Below are 18031 nucleotides of genomic sequence, written 5' to 3'. Positions count from 1 at the left end.
CAACCGGGGCGGTGCCGGGAAATCCAGCCGCTTTCAGGCTTCGCGCCTCGGCCAGCGGAACGCGGCTATTCGGCGCCCTGCCCAGCAGCCGACACTTCCGCGCGCCAGGCCGCATAACCGCCATCGAGCAGCATCACCCTGCGGTAGCCCAGCGCAACGACCTTGCGGGCAAGCGCATAACCCAGGCTGCCGTCCGCTTCGTCGTCATAGATGAGCAGCGGGCTGCGCTTGTCGGCGGGGAGCACGGCAGCCGCCCGCTGTTCGAATTCGCCGGCGGGGAGGCTGATGGCGGTGGGCAAATGGCCACGTTCGAAGGCGCCGGCCTGGTCCCGCACGTCGAGCACCATGCCCACCTCGCCCGCGGCAAGCATCCTCTGGAGAGGCCGCGCGCCAACCACGACCACGTTGCCCTGCGCGAACCATTCGGGAAAACCGCCGGCATAGACGCGGATGTTGGTGTAGCCCAAATCTTCCGTATCCTCGGCCGCCATGTGGCTCAACTTGCATTCGATGCCGTCGCAGTAATAGATGATCAGCTTGTTCTTGTCGGCCGGCAGCAGGCGTGGCGCCAGCTCGTCGAAACGTTTGGCCGGCAGGTTGATCGCCCCCGGAAGATGGCCGGGAGCAAAACGCCTTGCCGCATCGCGGGCATCGATCAGCAGCGCGTCGTCACGCCGGGGCAGGACGGCGTAAGGGCGGACGAACTCGATATCGACGATCTTGCCGTACCAGTAATCGGGCGGCGGGTTGGGCAAGGGTTCGGCGCCGAGCGGGCCTTGCCCGCAAGCCAGCAGGAACAACAGGATCTTCAGCCAGAATTTCATCGTTTCTTTCCTCGCCTTCGGGCAGTCTGCCCGTGTCGTCGCGACAGGGCGTTGCGCAGCGGATTCCCGCTGGAACAGGAAAACCCGGCCAGTTTCAAGCTTCGCGCCGCCGGAACACCCACGTTCCCTGGTCGGAAGCTTCCGGTGCGAAGGCGTAGCCGTCGCTGTCGAAGTCCTTGAGGCCTTCCGGGTCGGTCAGCCGGTTGAGCACGGCGTATCGCGTCATCAGGCCGCGCGCCCGTTTGGCGTAGAAGCTGATGATCTTGTACTTGCCGTTCTTCCAGTCCTCGAACACCGGCTGGATCAGCTCGCCCTTGAACTTGCGGCCGATCGCGGCCTTGAAATATTCCTCGGACGCGAGGTTGACCGCGACCGGGCGGGGCATGGCGTCGAGTTCGGCGTTGATCGCGTCGAGCAGCGTCTCGCCCCAGAAGGCGTAGAGGTCCTTGCCGGCCCGATTCTTGAACCGGGTCCCCATTTCCAGCCGGTAGGGCTGCATCAGGTCGAGCGGCTTGAGGATGCCGTAGAGGCCGGAGAGGATGCGCACGTGCTGCTGGGCAAAGTCGAGATCGGCGGCGGAGAGCGTCTTTGCCGCGAGGCCGTCGTAGACATCGCCGTCGAAGGCGAGCACGGCCTGCTTGGCGTTGTCCGGCGTGAAGGGCAGCGACCAGTCGGCGTAGCGGTGGTAGTTGAGCAGCGCCAGCGGATCGGAGAGGTCCATCAGCTTGGCGATATCGGCCGGCGCCAGCGCGCGCAGTTGCTCGATCAGCGTCTGCGAACGGTCGAGGAAGGCGGGCTGGGTGTACGTCGCGACATGCGGCGGCGTCTTGTAATCGAGCGATTTGGCGGGGGACAGGAAGATCAGCATGGGCGGGCGGCGGGTTCGGCGATGTCGGCCATTCTAGCGGAGCCACCGCCGCGCGGACTGTCGCGGCGGATGTCGGTCGGCGAACAGCCGAAGCGGCGGCGGAAGCGCACGGCGAACTGCGACGGCGACTGGTAGCCGACTTCGCCGGCGATGCGCGTCACCGGCTGCGCCGTCGATTGCAGCAGGGTCAGCGCCGTGGACATGCGCACGTCGAGCAGGATTTCCGACAACGAGCTGTCCTCGGCGGCGAGGTGGCGGCGCAGGCTGGCCTCGCTCATCGCGAACTGGGCGGCAACCTCGGGCGAGCGCCATTCCCGCGCCGGATCGCCGGCCAGCAGGCGGCGCACGCGCGGCGCGAACTGGATGTCGTCGAGAAGCAGCCGGCCGGCGCCTTCCAGCCAGACCAGCATTTCCAGCGCGCGGTGACCGACCACGGCGTCCGGCAGCACCGGGTCGTCGAGCGATTGCGTCAGCGCCGTGAAGGCCTCGGCGAAGGCCGGCACGACGGCACCGAGCGGCACCACCGGCCGCGGCCGGGCGCCGGCCGGCGCCGACCAGCGGTCGAGCAGGCCGCGCTCCCAGGCCAACCAGCGGGCGCGGTAGGCGGGCGCCGCGCCCAGGTAGTTGGTCACGTCGAAAGCCTGGCCGCCGGCCAGCGCCACCGCCTGCCCGGCCTCGACGCGGAAGGTGCCGGCCGCGCCGTGCAGCACCTTGTAGCCGGCCTCGACCAGCACCAGCGTCGGCTGGTCGATCCACAACCGGCGAAACTGCAGCGGCTGGCGTTGGACGATGCTGCCGGCAACGGCAACACCAGGGCGCAGGGCGATGGTCGGCGTCATGCTGTTCTCCGCGAAATGAGGCGGCAATCTTAACGCGCTGCGCTGAAGGTCGCGCTGGCCTTGCCCAGACCGTTGGCCCAGGCGTAGAAACCGACCAGCGCCGGTGTCGCGTTGGCCGGCAGATCGAGCCTGTCCACCTTCAGCGCATGCACGGTGAACACGTAGCGGTGCGCCGGCCCCGGCGGCGGGCAACTGCCCAGATAGCCGGCCTCGCCGTTGTCGCCGGCGATGCTGCGGGCGCCGGCCGGCAGAGCGCCGCCCGGATTGCCGACACCGGCCGCGAGATGATCGGTGCCCGCCGGCAGATTGGCGATCACCCAGTGCCACCAGCCGGAGCCGGTCGGCGCGTCGGGGTCGTACAGGGTCACGACGTAACTCTTCGTGCCGGCCGGCGCATCGGCCCAGCGCAGGGCCGGCGACTGGTTGCCGCCGGTACAGCCGAAACTGTTGGCCTGATGCAGCGGCGCCAGCCGCCCGTCGCTACCGGCATCGACGTCGAGGCGGAATTCCCCGGCGCGGGTCAGCCCGGCGGCAAGCAGCATCAAGGAGACAAGGGCAAAACGGCAAGCGAATTTCATGGGGTGGCTCCTGGCGAATGAGGGAGCCTCCAGTCTGCCCGGCCAGCGCCAAACCGACCGCTTCACGGCGCGCAAGGACTGTCCCGATTCGCTCAATCGGCTCCGTGCCGGCCCGATATTCTCAAGCCCCGGCGGGATTCCCGGACGGCCCGGCCGCTCCCCGCCGCCCCGGGAAGGATTACCCGATTTTGCAGGAATGCGCCGCCGCCCCGCCCCATGCATCTGCTACATTGGCAGTTGCCCGCCCAACCGGATATGCCATGAAACCCCGCGCAATCACCGCTTTCCTGGACCGTTACGTGATCGGCCAGGACGATGCCAAGCAGACGCTGGCCGTCGCCATCTACACGCATTTCCGGAAGATCGCGCTGGCCGGCGACGCTGACGGCGGGCTGGCGCAGACCAAGAGCAACGTGCTGCTGATCGGCCCCACCGGCACCGGCAAGACGCTGCTCTGCCAGACGCTGGCGCGCGGCCTCCAGTTGCCCTTCGTCACCGCCGACGCCACCGCCCTGTCGCAATCGCGTTTCGTCGGCGACGAGCTGACGGCGCTGATGCTGCGCCTGCTCGAACAGGCCGGCGGCGACCCGCAGCGCGCCGGGCGCGGCATCGTCTTCATCGACGAGATCGACAAGCTGGCCAGCCCGGACGAGCCGGAGCGCGCTGGCGCCGGCCGCGCCGTGCAGCACGCGCTGCTGAAGATCATGGAAGGCAGCCTGATCCATCTGCCCGGCGGCGTCACCATCGACACCCGGCAGACCCTGTTCATCTGCGGCGGCGCCTTCGTCGGCCTCGAGGCGATCATGGCCGGCCGCACCTCCTACGGCTTCATCGGCACTTCGGACAGCGACGACGGCCGCATCATCGAACGCCTGAACAGCCGCATCAAGCCGACCGATCTCTTCGCCTACGGCCTGATCCCGGAATTCACCGGCCGCCTGCCGATCATCGCCCGCCTCACCGCACTCGGCCGCGAGGATTTCGTGCGCATCATGCAGGAACCCGCCGACAGCCTCTACCGCCAGTTCCGCGAACTGTTCCGCCTGGAGAGCGCCGAGCTCGTCATCGACCCGCCGGTGTTCGCCCAGATTGCCGAGCTGGCGCTCGAATACAAGGTCGGCGCGCGCAGCCTGCGCGGCATCTTCGAGGAGCTGATGACGCCGGTGCTGTACGCCCTGCCCGACGAGCCGCCGGGCAGCAAAATCCATTTCCGTTCGCTGTTCAGCGCACCGGAAAAGACGGCAGCCGGTCAAGGCGGGTAAAATCCCACCTTTGCCTTTTCTGGAAAACCGATGAAACGATCCCGCTTCGGCGCCCGCGACCGCCTGTCGCGCGACGCCGCCGAACTGCAGCGCCTGGCCACCGGCCTTTCCGAATCCGGCGGCAAGCTCGAGGATGCCTACTGGGAAGCCCAGCTTGCCGGCGTCGTCGACGAACTGCTGAAGAACGGTGCCGAGGACGACATCAACATCGCCCTCGACCGCCTGTTCGAAGCCAACCCGAGCGCCCACGACGAACTCGCCGACATGGTCGAATCGCGCGCCGAAACGACGCGCCTGGAAGTCGACGGCACGACCTGGGACATCCTGCTCTTCGCGGCGCCGGTGCTGGCCTGGTCGCGCTTCTCGATCGCCGCCTGCCCGCTGCCCAAGAGCACGCTGCAGACGCTCGCCGTGCAGCTTGGCGCGCACCTCTTCGCCGCCGGCAACAAGCTGGCGCTGGCCGATTTCCTGTTCAGCCCGGACCAGCTGCCGCGCAGCTTCTGCGACACCTGGCAACTGACCCGCGAACTGGGCGAGGCGGCACTGGCCGGCGAGAACCTGACGGTCGATAGCGCCCACCTGGCGGAGACCAACCGTTTCCTCGCCGACGTCCGCTACCTGATCGGCGCCATCGCCGTGCCGCGCGGCGGCGCGCTGTTCCGCTGGAACGAGAAGGACGGCGCCAAGGAAGACGCGCTGCGCGAATGGACGCGCCAGGGCGGCCCCAGCCTGGAGCCGCTGTTTGCCGGCTGCGCCTGGCAACCGCTGCTCGCCGACGCCTACCACGCCGCCTGCCGCAACGCCGACCGCGCCTCGCGCCCGTATTCGGTGAAGGCGTTGACCGCCTTCCTGCAGACCACGCTCGGCCTGATGCCCGACGCCATCCGCGCCGTCATCGGCCCCTGCTACGACCGGCGCATGGAGGAATACCGCGTCGGCCTCGGCCCCAAGGACGGCGACGCCGTCTACCACGGCATCGTCTGGCCGCTGCTCGGCGGCGAGGACGAGAGCACCGACTGCGCCGGCGAGATCGAAGCGGCGCTGCGCGAAGCCGGGGTCAAGGACGTGCGCTTCCTCGACCACCACTTCCCGATGGAGTTCTGCGACGACTGCGGCGCGCCGATGTTCCCCAACATCGACGGCGAACTGGTGCACGCCGAAATGCCGGAACAGCCGTCGAGCAATTCGCAGCACCTGCACTGATGCGCGGCAACGCCGACTGGCTGGCGCGCAGCCAGGCTGCCGTCTGGCACCCATGCACGCAGATGCGCCACCACGCCGACCAGGCGTCGCCGGCGCATCTGCCGCTGGTTCCGATCGCCCGCGGCGCGGGGCCGTGGCTGTACGATTTCGACGGCAAGCGCTACCTCGACGGCATCAGCTCGTGGTGGACCAACCTGTTCGGCCATGCCGAGCCGCGCATCAACGCGGCGCTGCGCGAGCAGCTGGAAACCCTTGAGCACGTGATGCTGGCCGGCTTCACGCACCGGCCGGTGGTCGAACTGTCCGAGCGCTTGAGTGATCTGACCGGCGGCGCACTCGGCCACGCCTTCTACGCTTCCGACGGCGCCTCGGCGACCGAGATCGCGCTGAAGATGAGCTTCCACTACTGGCGCAACGTCGGCCGCCCGGAGAAGGCAGAATTCCTCTGCCTGGCCGGCAGCTACCACGGCGAAACGGTGGGCGCGCTGGCGGTCACCGACGTCGCCATCTTCAAGGACGCCTACGCGCCGCTCGTGCGCCACGCCGCGCATGTGCTGCCGTCGCCCGATTGCCGCCTTGCGGAAGCGGGCGAAACGCCGGCCGACGTCGCCCGCCGCGCCGCCGCCGGCCTTGCCGACTGGCTGGAGAAGAACGGTGAGCGCACCGCCGCGCTGATCGTCGAACCGCTGGTCCAGGGCGCCGCCGGCATGGCGATGTCCGACCCGGAATACCTGCGCCTCGCCCGCCAGTTGTGCGACCGGCACGAAGTCCACCTGATCTGCGACGAGATCGCCGTCGGCTGCGGCCGCACCGGCACTTTCTTCGCGCATGAACAAGCGGAGATCCGCCCCGACCTGATGTGCCTCTCCAAGGGCATTTCCGGCGGCTACCTGCCGCTCTCGGTGGTGCTGTGCAGCGACGCGATCTACGCCGCCTTCCTCGACGATTCGGTGGCGCGCGCCTTCCTGCACTCGCATTCCTACACCGGCAACCCGCTCGCCTGCCGGGCGGCGCTGGCGACGCTGGACATCTTCGCGCAGGACGACGTGCTGGCCGCCAACCGCGTGAAAGCGCACAAGATCGGCGCTGCCCTGGCACCGCTCGCCGCGCACCCGCAAGTCGCCCACCTGCGCCAGCGCGGCATGATCGCCGCCTTCGACGTGGCGACCGACGACCCACATTTCTCGCGCCGCTTCTACCGCGCCGCGCTCGACGCCGGCGCGCTGCTGCGGCCGATCGGCAACACCGTCTACCTGATGCCGCCCTACGTCGTCGGCGACGACGAGATCGCGCTGCTCGGCCGGGTCGCCGGGCAGGCGCTGGAGATTGCGCTGCGATGATCGGACTGCTCCTGAAATCCCTGCTCGGCGCAGCGGCGGTGCTGATCATCGCCCTGCTCTCGCGCTCGAAGAGCTTCTACATCGCCGGCCTGGTGCCGCTGTTTCCGACCTTCGCGCTGATCGCCCACGCCATCGTCGGCGCCGAGCGCGGCATGACCGACCTGCGCACCACGGCGCTGTTCGGCCTGTGGTCGCTGATCCCCTACGCGGTCTACCTGCTCGCCGTGTACTGGCTGAGCGCCCGCCTGGCGCTGGCGCCGACGCTGATCAGCGCCACCCTGGCCTGGGTCGTCGCGGCGGCGCTGCTGCTCTTCGTCTGGATGCGCGTGTACGGCAGCGCCTAGGGCGTGTTCACAGTAATCTGCGGGACGCTGCTTACTGTGAACACGCCCTAAGCCCCGCCCTCGGCGACCTGAACCAACAGCAGCAGGAGTTCGCGACGCTTTTCGTCGCGTTGATGGCCCGCCGGCAGCGACTCGACCTCGGCACGCAAAGTGGCGATTTCGCGGCGCAGCAGCACCTCGCGCGGGGTGAAACCGGCGTTCTTCAGAATCCGGTTGACCATGCGCTGCTCGGGCGAGAGCAAGGGCTCGTCGTCAAAGACCAGCGGCTTGCCCGCCCCCGGCAGGTGGTCGAGATCGCCGCGCGCCAGCGCCTCGCTGATGCGCCGTTCGGCGAGCTGTTCGAAAATTCCGGCCATGCGCGCTAGCCAGGAGTTCAGGCGGCGAGTTCGGGAAACAGCACGTCGGTGAAACCGAAGCGCGTGAAATCGCGGATCCGCGACGGATAGAGGCGGCCGATCAGGTGATCGCATTCGTGCTGCACCACCCGCGCATGAAAGCCCTCGGCGACGCGGTCGATCGGCTGACCGTCGGGGTCGTGACCCTGGTAGCGGATACTCTGCCAGCGCGCCACTTCGCCGCGCATTCCCGGGACCGACAGGCAGCCTTCCCAGCCGCTTTCCTCGGCCTCGTCGAGCGGCGTGATCTGCGGATTGATCAGGACGGTCAGTGGCACCGGCGGCGCCTCCGGGTAACGCGCGCTGGCCTCGAAGCCGAAGATCACCACCTGCAGGCTTGCGCCGATCTGCGGCGCGGCGATGCCGACGCCGCCGGCTGACTGCATCGTCTCGAACATGTCGTCGATCAGTTGGCGCAACATCGGCGTGCCGAACGCCGTCACCGGTCTGGCCACTTCCCAGAGTAGCGGATCGCCCATCCGCAGAATTTTCCGTACCGCCATTTTCCCCGCCATCGACGGCCAGTCGGCCGTTTCCGAAAAAATCGAAAGATTACGCCCAGCAAAACCTGTTCACCTTCGTGACGTTCCCGTTACGATGGCGTTTCCCCAACGAACACGGAGATATCGCCGATGAAAGTCAAGGCAAGCATTGAACGTGGTGCCCGTTATCTTTGCACGAAAATCGGCGCGGTCGTTGTCGCCATCGAGCAGGTGGCTGTCGTCAAAGGCCTCGCCATGTGGGAAGTCGAAAGCGAAATCGGCAGCGGCGCCCGCCGCCGCTTCATCGTTTCACAGCGCGCCCTGCAGCCTCTGGCGGCCTGAACCGCGGCGCCGGCCGCCGGTTCGGAAAGGCAGCGCCGCCGCCCCCTGACTTTGCTAAAGTTCGTCCTGCGTCCGGCAACGCTGGATCAGTGACGAAGCAAACAGGGGGTAACGTGAAAATCCGGCTCTATCAGGTCGATGCCTTTGCCAGCAGGGCTTTTTCCGGCAATCCGGCGGCCGTCTGTCCGCTCGACGCCTGGCCGGAGGACGGCTTGCTGCAGGCGATCGCCGACGAGAACAATCTTTCGGAGACCGCCTTCTTCGTCCCCGACGGCGACGGCTTCGCGCTGCGCTGGTTCACGCCGACCACCGAAATCGACCTCTGCGGCCACGCCACGCTGGCTTCGGCGCACGTCCTGTTCAGCATTCTCGGGTACGCCGGCGAGCGCATCCGCTTCCGCACGCGCAGCGGCGAACTGGTCGTCGAACGCGCCGGCACGGCGCTGGCGATGGATTTCCCGGCCCTGCCGCCGCGCCCCTGCCCGGCGCCGCCGGCGCTGCTCGCCGGGCTCGGTGCGGCACCGACGGCGATCCTCGCCGCCGACGACTACATCGCGGTTTTCGACGACGAGGCCAGCGTCCGTGCGCTGGCGCCCGATTTCGCCTGTTTCCGCCGCCTCGACCGGCGTGGCGTGGTGGTCACCGCACCGGGCAGCGACGTCGATTTTGTCAGCCGCTTCTTCGCCCCCAAGGTCGGTATCGCCGAGGACCCGGTCACCGGCTCCGCCCACTGCGAACTGACGCCGTACTGGGCGGCCCGCCTTGGCAAGAACGAACTTAGCGCACGCCAGGTGTCGCGGCGCGGCGGCGAACTCGGCTGCCGCCTGCAGGGCGAGCGGGTGATCGTCTCCGGCCGGGCGGTCACCTTCCTGCAGGGTGAAATCGAGCTGACGCGATGAGCCGCACGCTCGACCAGCGCCTGACGCAAGAGCTTGCCGAACTGGCCGCCGCCGATCTCGGCCGCCACCATCGCCTGCTGGAATCGCCCTGCAGTCGGCTGGTCAGCGTCAACGGCCGGCAACGGATCAATTTCGCCAGCAACGATTACCTCGGACTCGCCGCCCATCCCGCCCTCGCCCGCGCCTTGGCCGATGGCGCGCTGGCCTGGGGCGCCGGCAGCGGCGCCGCCCATCTGGTCAGCGGCCACCTGCAGCCGCACGCCGCGCTCGCCGAGCGGCTCGCCGAATTCACCGGCTTTGCGCGCGTCCTCACCTTCGCCACCGGCTACCTCGCCAATCTGGCGGTGACGCCGACGCTGGCCGGGCGCGGCGACGCGGTGTTCGCCGACAAGCTCAACCACGCCTCGCTGATCGACGCCATGCAACTGGCCAAGGCCAACGGCGCGACGACGCAGCGTTACCCGCACGCCGACCTCGCCGCGCTCGAGCGCCTGCTCGCCGCCAGTCCGGCGCGGACCAAGCTGATCGTCAGCGACACCGTGTTCAGCATGGACGGCGACCTCGCCCCGCTGCCGGCGCTCCACGCGCTGGCCGAGCGCTACGACGCCTGGCTGGTGCTCGACGACGCGCACGGCTTCGGCGTCCTCGGCCCGCAGGGGCGCGGCAGCCTGGCCCACTTCGGCCTGCCGGCCGACCCGCGCATCCTGCTCATGGGCACCCTCGGCAAGGCGGCCGGCGTCGGCGGCGCCTTCGTCGCCGGCTCGGCGCTGGCCATCGACTACCTGCGCAACAAGGCACGCAGCTACATCTTCACCACCGCCGCACCGCCGGCCATCGCCTGCGCGCTGAACACCAGCCTCGACCTGATCACCACCGGCGACGCGCTGCGCGCCAATCTCTTCGCCCGCATCGCCCAGTTGCGCGACGGTCTGGCCGGCCTGCCCTGGCACCTGCCGGCCTCGCCGACGGCGATCCAGCCGCTGCTCGTCGGCGACAACGCGGCGGCGCTGGCGCTCGCCCGCCGGCTCTGGGAAAACGGCCTGTGGGTGCCGGCGATCCGCCCGCCGACCGTGCCGCAGGGCACGGCGCGCCTGCGCATCTCGGTCTCCGCCGCGCACACCGAGGCCGACGTCGCTGCCCTGATCGGCGCGCTGCGCGAGGCGGCGGCGGGGTAAAATCGCCGCCCGACTTTCTCCGATGAGCTTGTTGCGATGAGCGCTCCCCTCGTTTTCCTGCCCGGCTGGTGTCTCGGCCGTGGCCCGCTGCAGGCCGCGGTCGACGCGCTGCACGGACAATTCATCGATCTGCCCGGCTATCGGAACGAACCCCTGGAGACCGCTTTCGACCTTGCCGTCGCCGCGCTCGGCGAGCGCCTGGCGGCCGGCAGCACGCTCGCCGGCTGGTCGATCGGCGCCCAGTTGGCGCTGGCCGTCGCCGCCCGCCACCCGGACAAGGTCGGCAAGCTGCTGCTGGTCGCCGGCACCGCGTCCTTCGTTCAGCGCGACGGCTGGCCGGACGCCATGCCGCCGGCCACGCTGGCCGATTTCAGCGCCGCCGTCGGCGTCGACCCGGCCGGCATGCTGCCGCGCTTCGTCGGCAGCTTCAACCGCGGCGACGCGCAGGCCAAGGAAGTCAGCCGCCGCATCCTCGAACAGGCCGATCCGCTGCCCTCGTCGCTCGTCCTCGCCGCCGGCCTGGCCTGGCTGCGCGACGTCAACCTGCGCGCCGACGCCGCCCGGGTGCAGGCGCCGACCCTGCTCATCCACGGCGACGCCGATCCGCTGATGCCGCCCGGCGCGGCGCGCGCGCTGGCAGCGCTGATTCCCGGCGCCCGCCTCGAACTGTTCGCCGGCTGCGCCCACGCCCCCTTCCTCTCGCAACCGGAACGCTTCGTCGCCAGCGCCCGCGCCTTCGCCGATGAGCCAGCCGCCTAAGGCGCGCATCCGCCAGTCGTTCGAGCGCGCCGCCGCCACCTACGACGCTGCCGCCGACGTCCAGCGCCGCATCTGCGCCCGCCTCGCCGCCGGGATGTCGGACGCGGCGCCCGCCCGCCTGCTCGACGCCGGCTGCGGCACCGGCGCCGCGCACGGCCTGCTGCAGACGCGCTACCCGGCCGCCGAAATCGTCGCCCTCGACCTGTCGACGGCGATGCTGCGCCGCCTGCCCGGCGCTTGCCAACGCCTCGCCGGCGACCTCGAACACCTGCCGCTGGCCACCGCCAGCGTCGATCTCTACTGGTCGAGCCTGGCCGTGCAGTGGTGCGACCCCGCCCGCGCGCTGAGCGAAGCCCGCCGCGTGCTGCGTCCGGGTGGCCGGCTGGCGCTGGCGACGCTCGGCCCGGCGACCTTCCACGAGATGCGCAGCGCCTTCCGCGACGTCAACGCCTACCGGCACACGCTGCATTTCCACGACGCCGGGCAACTCGCCGCGCTCGCCCAGAACGCCGGCTTCACCTCGGTCGACTGCGCCAGCCACATGGAAACCGCCTTCTACCCGGACCTGCGCGCACTGCTGCGGGCGGTCAAGGCGGTCGGCGCCAACCAGCTCGGCGCCGGCCGGCGCAGCGGGCTGATGAGCCGCAACGCCTTCGCCCGCCTCGCCGCCGCCTGGGAAACGCTGCGCCAGCCGGGCGGCCTGCCGCTCTCCTACGATGTCATCCTGATCCACGCCCAAGCATGAGTTCCGCCTACTTCCTCACCGGCACCGACACCGACGTCGGCAAAACCTACATCGCCTGCGCCCTGCTCCAGCGCGCCCGCCGCGCCGGGCTCTCGGCGCTCGGCCTCAAGCCGGTCGCCGCCGGCACCGACGCCGCCGGCCGCAACGACGACGTGCTGCGCCTGCGCGCCGCGAGCAGCGTCCAGTTGCCGGACGAGGTGGTCAATCCCTATTGTTTTGCGCCCGCCATCGCACCCCACATCGCCGCCGCCGAAGCCGGCGTGGATATCGATTTCGCGCGCATCGCGGGAACCGTGGCAAGTGCCCGCCAGGCGGCGGATTTCGTCGTCGTCGAAGGCGCCGGCGGCTTCTGCGTGCCGTTCGGGCTCGACCGCAACGGTGCCGACCTCGCCGCCCAACTGCGGCTACCGGTAATCCTCGTCGTCGGCATGCGGCTCGGCTGCCTCAACCACGCGCTGCTCACCGCCGAAGCGATCGCCGCGCGCGGCCTGGTCATCGCCGGCTGGGTGGCCAATTGCCTGGCAGCGCCGATGCCTTATCTGGACGAAAATCTGGCAACGCTGGGCGAACTGCTGCTGGCGCCGCGCCTCGGTGTCGTGCCCTGGGATGAGGATGGCAACGTCGAAAACGCTGCCGGCAAACTCGAACTACCGTTCTGACGTGCGCAGCACGTCGGCGACTTCGTTCATCCGCGCGACGATGCCTTGCGCCAATTCCCCGGCGCCGTCCAGCACCCCCTGGCGGGCCTGCATTTCCAACGCCAGCGCCAGTTCGGCGCCATGGTCGTCGGACATCGTCGCCAGCAGGCCCTTCACGGTATGGGCTTCGCGCACCAGCTCTCCGCTGTTGCCGGAACGGCTCGCCGCCAGCAGGTTGGCGCAGTTGTGCTCGACGTCCTGCAGGAAGATGTCGATCATCATCACGTAGATGTCGTGATCGCCGCCCAGGCGTTCCATGATTGCCGGCTTGTCGATTTCGAAGGGTGGGGTCATCGCGGTCTCCGTTCGGCCCTGCATCAGATCAGCGGCATTTCCTCGTCGTGGAAACGTTGCCGCACTTCGAGCACTTCCTCCCAGCCGGCCAGCAAGGCCTCGACACAGAGGGGATCGAAATGCGCCCCGCGCCCACTTTCAAGAAAACGCAATGCATCATCAAGCAGCCAGGCTTTCTTGTAAGGACGCTCCGAGGTCAGCGCATCGAACACGTCGGCGACGGCGACGATGCGGCCGAACAACGGAATGGCGTGGCCCTTGAGTCCCTTAGGATAGCCGCTCCCGTCATATTTTTCATGGTGGGACAGGGCGATTTCCGCCCCCGCCTGCAGGATTTCCGATCCGCTGTCCTTGAGCAGTTCGTAGCCCAGCTCGGCGTGCCGCTTCATGACCTCGAACTCCTGCGGCGTCAGGCGGCCGGGCTTCAACAGGATGTAATCGGGAATGCCGATCTTGCCGACATCGTGCATCGGCGCCGCCTTCAGCAACAGCCGGCAACTGGCATCGTCGAGATCGAGCCCGCGGGCGATGATTTGCGAGTAGTGCGCCATGCGCTGGATATGGGCGCCGGTTTCCGGATCGCGGAATTCGGCGGCGCGCGAGATGCGGAAGATCAGCTCGCGTTCGCGTTCGCGGATTTCCCGGGTGCGCTCCTCGACTTTCTCGGCCAGGAAGGCGGCGCGGTCGGCGAGGAACTTCTGGCCGGTACGCAAAGCCAGCATGTTGCGGGCACGCGCCGAGAATTCGATGCGGTCGATCGGCTTGGTCAGGAAATCGTTGGCGCCGCCGAGCAGCGCTTCGTAGCGGATATCCTTCTGGTCGTTGGCGGTGATCATCAGCACCGGGATCTCGGTCCGCCCGTGCAGCGCACGGAAGGCGGCGATGAAACGCAGGCCGTCCATGTCCGGCATCATGTAATCGACGATGACCAGGTCGGGCACGTTGTCGCGACACCATTCGAGCGCCTGCAGCGGCTGCTCGAAAAGGATCGGTTCGCAATCCCCGAGCTTGAGGACCAGCGCCTTGATCAGCGTCAGGTTGATGTCGCTGTCGTCGATGATCAGTACCTTGTGCATTCTTCTGCCCGAGCGTTGCCTTTGCCGGTGCAGTATATAATGCGCCGCCATGAAACTCCTCTTCGATCTCTTCCCGGTCATCCTCTTTTTCGCCGCCTTCAAATACGCCGGCGGTCATCCGGAAACCGCCGCCGACTGGGTCGGCAGCCTGCTCGGCGGCGCCGTCATCGCTCCGGACAAGGCGCCGATCCTGCTTGCCACCGTCGTCGTCATCGTCGCCACCGTTGCCCAGATCGTCTGGGTGCGGTTGCGCCACGGCAAGGTGGACAAGATGCTCTGGCTCAGCCTCGGCCTGGTCGTCGTCTTCGGCGGCATGACGCTGATCTTCCGCAACGAGGCCTTCATCAAGTGGAAGCCGACGCTGCTCTACTGGGCCTTCGCCGGCAGCATGCTGATTGCCGCGCTGGTCATGAAGAAGAACGCGATCCAGGCGATGCTCGGCGAGCAGATGAAGTTGCCGGACGCCGTCTGGCGGCGGCTCAACTTCGCGTGGATCGGCTTCTTCCTGGTCATGGGCGTGCTCAACCTGATCATCGCCTTCAATTTCCCGACCGACATCTGGGTCGATTTCAAACTCTTCGGCGGCATGGGCCTGATGCTCGTCTTCATCGTCGCGCAGGGCGCGCTGCTGTCGAAGTACATCGAGGAAGAAAAATGATGCTGTACATGATCGTCGGCGAAGACCGCCCCGGCAGCCTGGAACAACGCCTCGCCGCCCGCCCCGAGCACCTTGCCCGCCTGCAGGCGCTGCAGGCCGACGGCCGCCTGCTGCTGGCCGGCCCCTGCCCGGCGATCGATGCGCCCGACCCCGGTGCCGCCGGCTTCAGCGGCAGCCTGATCGTCGCCGAATTCGCCTCGCTCGACGTCGCCCGCGCCTGGGCCGATGCCGACCCCTACATCGCCGCCGGCGTCTACGAAAAGGTCACCGTCAAGCCGTTCAAGAAGGCGCTGCCGGCGTGAGCCACGAGGCCACCGTTGCCCTGCTGCGCGAACGCCTGAGCGCGCTGGCGCCGCAATCGCTCGCCATCGCCGACGAATCGCACCGCCACGCCGGCCATGCCGGTGCCGGCGGCGGCGCGCATTTCCGCGTCGACATCGTGGCAGCGGCTTTTTCCGGCAAAAAAACACTCGTTCGTCATCGTCTGGTGTACGATGCCGCAGGTGACCTGATGCACCATCGGATCCACGCGCTGGCCATCCGCGCGCTGGCGCCCGAAGAACTCTGACTTTCGTACCAACCACCCCCAGGACCCCATTCATGTTCAAACTCAGCTCCCTGGCTGCACTGCTGGTTGCCGGCAGCCTCATCTCCGCACCCGCCTTCGCCCAGAGCAAGGCCTACGCCACGGTCAACGGCAAGGCCATCCCGCAAACGGTGTACGACGCCTTCCTCGCCGAGCAGAAGGCGCAGGGCGCCCCGGATTCCGCCGAACTCAAGAACGCGATCAAGGAAGAACTGATCCGCCGCGAACTGCTCTCGCAGGAAGCCGCCAAGAAGGGCCTCGACAAGAAGCCGGAAGTCCGCGGCCAGATGGAACTGGCCCGTCAGGCCGTGCTGATCCGCGCCTTCATGGGCGACTACGTGCGCAGCCACCAAGTCGGCGACGCCCAGTTGAAGGCCGACTACGAGCAACTGAAGAAGTCGCTCGGCAGCACCGAGTACAAGGCCCGCCATATCCTGGTCGAAAAGGAAGAAGACGCCAAGGCGATCATCGCCAAGCTGGAAAAGGGCGAAAAATTCGCCACCCTGGCCAAGCAGTCGATGGACCCGGGCTCCAAGGACAAGGGCGGCGAACTCGAATGGAGCGCCCCGACCGCCTACGTCAAGCCCTTCGGCGACACGCTGACGGCACTGAAGAAGGGCGAATACACCAAGGCACCGGTGCGTACCGACTTCGGCTACCACGTCATCCAGCTCGACGACAGCCGCCCGCTGACGCCGCCGCCGTTCGAGCAGGTCAAGCCGCAACTGCAACAGCGTGCGACGCAGATGCAGGTGGAAAGCCTGATCAAGGACCTGCGCGCCAAGGCCAAGGTCAACTGACCTCGCCCGGCCACCGGACCAGCCCGCCACCCGGCGGGCTTTTTTACGTCCCTAGAGCTGCCAGGCCTCGCCGCCGCCCTGCAGGGTCATTTCGACGACGTGCTTGTTGAGGTGGGGCGCGAACAGTTCGATGAAGTCGTAGTCGAAGCGGCGCAGGTAGCTGCCGCGGCGCACCGCCAGCCGGGTGGTGTTCGATTCGAACAGGTGGCCGGCGTCGATTGCCACCAGGCCGGCGTCGCGCTGCGCGTCGAAGGCGAGCTTGGCGATGATGCCGAGACCGAGGCCGAGGCTGACGTAGGTCTTGATCACGTCGGCGTCGAGCGCGGTGAGCGCGATGTTGGGTTCGATTTCCAGGCGTTCGAAGGCGCGGTTGATCCGCGAGCGGCCGGTGAACGCCGCGTCGTAGGTGATCAGCGGCCAGCGCGCCAGTTCCTGCAGCGCCAGCGGCTGGCTGGCGAGGATCGGATGGCCGGCCGGCGCGATCACGCAATGCGACCACTGCTGGACCGGGAAGGAAACGAGTTGCGGATGCTCGCCGAGCGACTCGGTGGCGATCCCGAAATCGGCCTCGCCGGAAGCCACCCAGTCGGCGATCTGCAGCGGGTTGCCCTGGTGCATCTCGAGCTTGACCTTGGGGTGGCGGGCGACGAAGTCGCGGACCACGGTCGGCAGCGCATAGCGCGCCTGGGTGTGGGTTGCCGCCAGCACCAGCTTGCCGGAATCGCCGCTCGAGAATTCGCCGCTGGCGCGCTTCAGGTTTTCCGCCTCGCGCAGGATGCGGCGGGCGATGTCGATGACCACCCGGCCCGGTTCGGTGATGCCGGTGAAGCGCTTGCCGCTGCGCTCGAAGATGGCGATACCGAGTTCGTCCTCGAGCAGCTTGATCTGCTTGGAGACGCCCGGCTGCGAGGTGTACAGCACCTCGGCCGCCTCCGAGACGTTGAGTCCCTGGCGTTCGATCTCGACGATGTAGCGCAGTTGCTGGAGTTTCATGAATGCCTTAATAACAAAATACGATAACAATCTAACTCAATATTCTTTTTGATTCAATCGGCGCCCGGTAGGATGCCGACCCATGGACTACCTCTACACCCTTTCCGGCTTCGCGGTCGGCGCCATCGTCGGTCTGACGGGCGTCGGTGGCGGTTCGCTGATGACCCCGCTGCTGGTGCTGCTGTTCGGCGTGCATCCGGCCACCGCCGTCGGCACCGACCTGCTCTACGCCGCCATGACCAAGGCCGGCGGCACCGTCGCCCACGGCCGCAAGGGCCATATCGACTGGCAGGTCACCGGCCGCCTCGCCGCCGGCAGCATCCCGGCGGCGGCGCTGACCATCTGGGTTCTTTCCATGCTCCCCGAAGGCAGCAACGCGATCGGCAAGATCGTCTCGCACGGCCTCGGCTTCGCCCTGCTGCTCACCGCCATCGCCATCCTGTTCGGGCGCAAGCTGCGCGAATACGCCAGCCGCCACGAGGATTCGCCGCTGCGCCAGTGCTGCCTGGGCAAGATCACGGTCGGCGTCGGCGTCGTGCTCGGCGTGCTGGTGACGATTTCCTCGGTCGGTGCCGGCGCGCTCGGTGTCGCCGCGCTGTTCTTCCTTTATCCGAAGCTGTCGCCGGTGCGCATCGTCGGCTCCGACGTCGCCCACGCCGTGCCGCTGACGCTGGTCGCCGGCCTCGGCCACTGGCTGCTCGGCAGCGTCGACTGGGCCTTGCTCGGCGCCCTGCTGCTCGGCTCGCTGCCCGGCATCTGGCTCGGCACCCAGCTTTCCGCCAAGGTGCCGGAACACATCCTGCGCCGCATCCTCGCCTCCATGCTCGTGCTGATCGGCAGCAAGCTGGTCTTCGCCTGATTCACCCCCAAG

At 68.2% G+C, this 18031-nt stretch carries 24 protein-coding genes; 15 read left to right on the top strand and 9 right to left on the bottom strand.

What is annotated here, in order from left to right; all coding sequences use genetic code 11:
* Positions 1–65 precede the first annotated feature (65 nt).
* The 4 genes from AC0KWY_RS21300 to AC0KWY_RS21285 form a co-directional block, all read right to left on the bottom strand.
* Entirely contained in the window at positions 66–824 is a 759-nt protein-coding gene (locus AC0KWY_RS21300) for a rhodanese-like domain-containing protein (RefSeq protein WP_474027497.1), read from the bottom strand.
* 94 nt (positions 825–918) lie between these two features.
* Positions 919–1692 carry a peroxide stress protein YaaA gene (gene yaaA, locus AC0KWY_RS21295; RefSeq protein WP_474027496.1) on the bottom strand — a complete coding sequence of 258 codons (774 nt, stop codon included), beginning with the start codon at positions 1690–1692 and terminating at the stop codon, positions 919–921.
* Positions 1686–2531: a helix-turn-helix transcriptional regulator gene (locus AC0KWY_RS21290; RefSeq protein ID WP_474027495.1), complete on the bottom strand. Its 846-nt coding sequence runs from the start codon at positions 2529–2531 to the stop codon at positions 1686–1688. Before AC0KWY_RS21290 ends, yaaA begins: the two co-directional genes overlap by 7 nt.
* 29 nt (positions 2532–2560) lie before the next feature.
* Entirely contained in the window at positions 2561–3109 is a 549-nt protein-coding gene (locus AC0KWY_RS21285) for a YbhB/YbcL family Raf kinase inhibitor-like protein (RefSeq protein WP_474027494.1), read from the bottom strand.
* 260 nt (positions 3110–3369) lie between these two features.
* On the opposite strand from AC0KWY_RS21285, the gene AC0KWY_RS21280 reads away from it, so the two are divergent.
* Genes AC0KWY_RS21280 through AC0KWY_RS21265 form a run of 4 tightly spaced genes read left to right on the top strand, consistent with a single transcriptional unit; the run spans position 3370 to position 7258 of the window.
* Positions 3370–4371 (top strand): AAA family ATPase, encoded by a 1002-nt coding sequence (locus AC0KWY_RS21280; protein WP_474027493.1) that lies wholly within the window; start codon positions 3370–3372, stop codon positions 4369–4371.
* A gap of 30 nt (positions 4372–4401) precedes the next feature.
* Positions 4402–5574 carry a DUF2863 family protein gene (locus tag AC0KWY_RS21275; protein ID WP_474027492.1) on the top strand — a complete coding sequence of 391 codons (1173 nt, stop codon included), beginning with the start codon at positions 4402–4404 and terminating at the stop codon, positions 5572–5574.
* Positions 5574–6914, top strand: coding sequence for an adenosylmethionine--8-amino-7-oxononanoate transaminase (gene bioA, locus AC0KWY_RS21270; RefSeq protein ID WP_474027491.1), 1341 nt, complete (start codon positions 5574–5576; stop codon positions 6912–6914). The genes AC0KWY_RS21275 and bioA overlap by 1 nt, the downstream gene beginning before the upstream one ends.
* A complete protein-coding gene (locus AC0KWY_RS21265) occupies positions 6911–7258 on the top strand; it encodes a GlpM family protein (RefSeq protein WP_474027490.1) in 348 nt (115 codons plus the stop codon). The genes bioA and AC0KWY_RS21265 overlap by 4 nt, the downstream gene beginning before the upstream one ends.
* Positions 7259–7305: 47 nt before the next feature.
* Here AC0KWY_RS21265 and AC0KWY_RS21260 read toward each other — a convergent pair whose 3' ends face one another.
* Together AC0KWY_RS21260 and def are read right to left on the bottom strand one after the other, a co-directional pair.
* The gene (locus AC0KWY_RS21260) at positions 7306–7614 is read right to left on the bottom strand and encodes a DnaJ family domain-containing protein (protein ID WP_474027489.1); all 309 of its coding nucleotides are present in this window, start codon (positions 7612–7614) and stop codon (positions 7306–7308) included.
* A 17-nt stretch (positions 7615–7631) separates the two neighbouring features.
* Positions 7632–8156: a peptide deformylase gene (def, locus tag AC0KWY_RS21255; RefSeq protein ID WP_474027488.1), complete on the bottom strand. Its 525-nt coding sequence runs from the start codon at positions 8154–8156 to the stop codon at positions 7632–7634.
* 129 nt (positions 8157–8285) lie between these two features.
* Between def and AC0KWY_RS21250 the strand changes: the two genes are divergently transcribed.
* The 6 genes from AC0KWY_RS21250 to bioD all read left to right on the top strand — a co-directional run bounded on the left by AC0KWY_RS21250 (position 8286) and on the right by bioD (position 12714).
* A complete protein-coding gene (locus tag AC0KWY_RS21250; RefSeq protein WP_374327735.1) occupies positions 8286–8477 on the top strand; it encodes a hypothetical protein in 192 nt (63 codons plus the stop codon).
* A 113-nt stretch (positions 8478–8590) separates the two neighbouring features.
* Complete coding sequence (locus tag AC0KWY_RS21245; RefSeq protein ID WP_474027487.1) at positions 8591–9376, top strand: PhzF family phenazine biosynthesis protein; 786 nt, start codon at positions 8591–8593, stop codon at positions 9374–9376.
* A complete protein-coding gene (gene bioF / locus AC0KWY_RS21240) occupies positions 9373–10551 on the top strand; it encodes an 8-amino-7-oxononanoate synthase (RefSeq protein WP_474027486.1) in 1179 nt (392 codons plus the stop codon). The genes AC0KWY_RS21245 and bioF overlap by 4 nt, the downstream gene beginning before the upstream one ends.
* Positions 10552–10587: 36 nt before the next feature.
* The gene (locus tag AC0KWY_RS21235) at positions 10588–11310 is read left to right on the top strand and encodes an alpha/beta fold hydrolase (RefSeq protein ID WP_474027484.1); all 723 of its coding nucleotides are present in this window, start codon (positions 10588–10590) and stop codon (positions 11308–11310) included.
* Positions 11294–12055, top strand: a complete 762-nt coding sequence (gene bioC, locus AC0KWY_RS21230) for a malonyl-ACP O-methyltransferase BioC (protein ID WP_474027483.1) — start codon at positions 11294–11296, stop codon at positions 12053–12055. Before AC0KWY_RS21235 ends, bioC begins: the two co-directional genes overlap by 17 nt.
* Positions 12052–12714: a dethiobiotin synthase gene (bioD, locus tag AC0KWY_RS21225; RefSeq protein ID WP_474027481.1), complete on the top strand. Its 663-nt coding sequence runs from the start codon at positions 12052–12054 to the stop codon at positions 12712–12714. The genes bioC and bioD overlap by 4 nt, the downstream gene beginning before the upstream one ends.
* Here the strand turns inward: bioD and AC0KWY_RS21220 are convergent.
* A complete protein-coding gene (locus tag AC0KWY_RS21220; protein WP_474027480.1) occupies positions 12703–13047 on the bottom strand; it encodes an Hpt domain-containing protein in 345 nt (114 codons plus the stop codon). The genes bioD and AC0KWY_RS21220 overlap by 12 nt on opposite strands.
* 23 nt (positions 13048–13070) lie before the next feature.
* Entirely contained in the window at positions 13071–14123 is a 1053-nt protein-coding gene (locus AC0KWY_RS21215; RefSeq protein WP_474027479.1) for an HD domain-containing phosphohydrolase, read from the bottom strand.
* Positions 14124–14172: 49 nt separating this feature from the next.
* Here AC0KWY_RS21215 and AC0KWY_RS21210 point away from each other — a divergent pair, with 49 nt between their 5' ends.
* The 4 genes from AC0KWY_RS21210 to AC0KWY_RS21195 are packed head-to-tail and all read left to right on the top strand — an operon-like array spanning position 14173 to position 16167.
* Positions 14173–14781, top strand: coding sequence for a septation protein A (locus tag AC0KWY_RS21210; protein WP_474027478.1), 609 nt, complete (start codon positions 14173–14175; stop codon positions 14779–14781).
* Positions 14781–15083 (top strand): YciI family protein, encoded by a 303-nt coding sequence (locus tag AC0KWY_RS21205; RefSeq protein ID WP_474029767.1) that lies wholly within the window; start codon positions 14781–14783, stop codon positions 15081–15083. Before AC0KWY_RS21210 ends, AC0KWY_RS21205 begins: the two co-directional genes overlap by 1 nt.
* Positions 15080–15349: a BolA family protein gene (locus tag AC0KWY_RS21200; RefSeq protein ID WP_474027477.1), complete on the top strand. Its 270-nt coding sequence runs from the start codon at positions 15080–15082 to the stop codon at positions 15347–15349. Before AC0KWY_RS21205 ends, AC0KWY_RS21200 begins: the two co-directional genes overlap by 4 nt.
* A 32-nt stretch (positions 15350–15381) precedes the next feature.
* The gene (locus AC0KWY_RS21195; RefSeq protein WP_474027476.1) at positions 15382–16167 is read left to right on the top strand and encodes a peptidylprolyl isomerase; all 786 of its coding nucleotides are present in this window, start codon (positions 15382–15384) and stop codon (positions 16165–16167) included.
* A 51-nt stretch (positions 16168–16218) separates the two neighbouring features.
* Here the strand turns inward: AC0KWY_RS21195 and AC0KWY_RS21190 are convergent, their stop codons facing one another.
* Positions 16219–17160, bottom strand: a complete 942-nt coding sequence (locus tag AC0KWY_RS21190) for a CysB family HTH-type transcriptional regulator (RefSeq protein WP_474027475.1) — start codon at positions 17158–17160, stop codon at positions 16219–16221.
* Between the two features lie 82 nt (positions 17161–17242).
* On the opposite strand from AC0KWY_RS21190, the gene AC0KWY_RS21185 reads away from it, so the two are divergent.
* The gene (locus AC0KWY_RS21185) at positions 17243–18019 is read left to right on the top strand and encodes a sulfite exporter TauE/SafE family protein (RefSeq protein WP_474027474.1); all 777 of its coding nucleotides are present in this window, start codon (positions 17243–17245) and stop codon (positions 18017–18019) included.
* The last annotated feature ends 12 nt before the right edge of the window (positions 18020–18031 follow it).

Source organism: Azonexus sp. MM2026_4, assembly GCF_055901855.1.
This window is presented reverse-complemented; position numbering and strand designations above follow the sequence as displayed.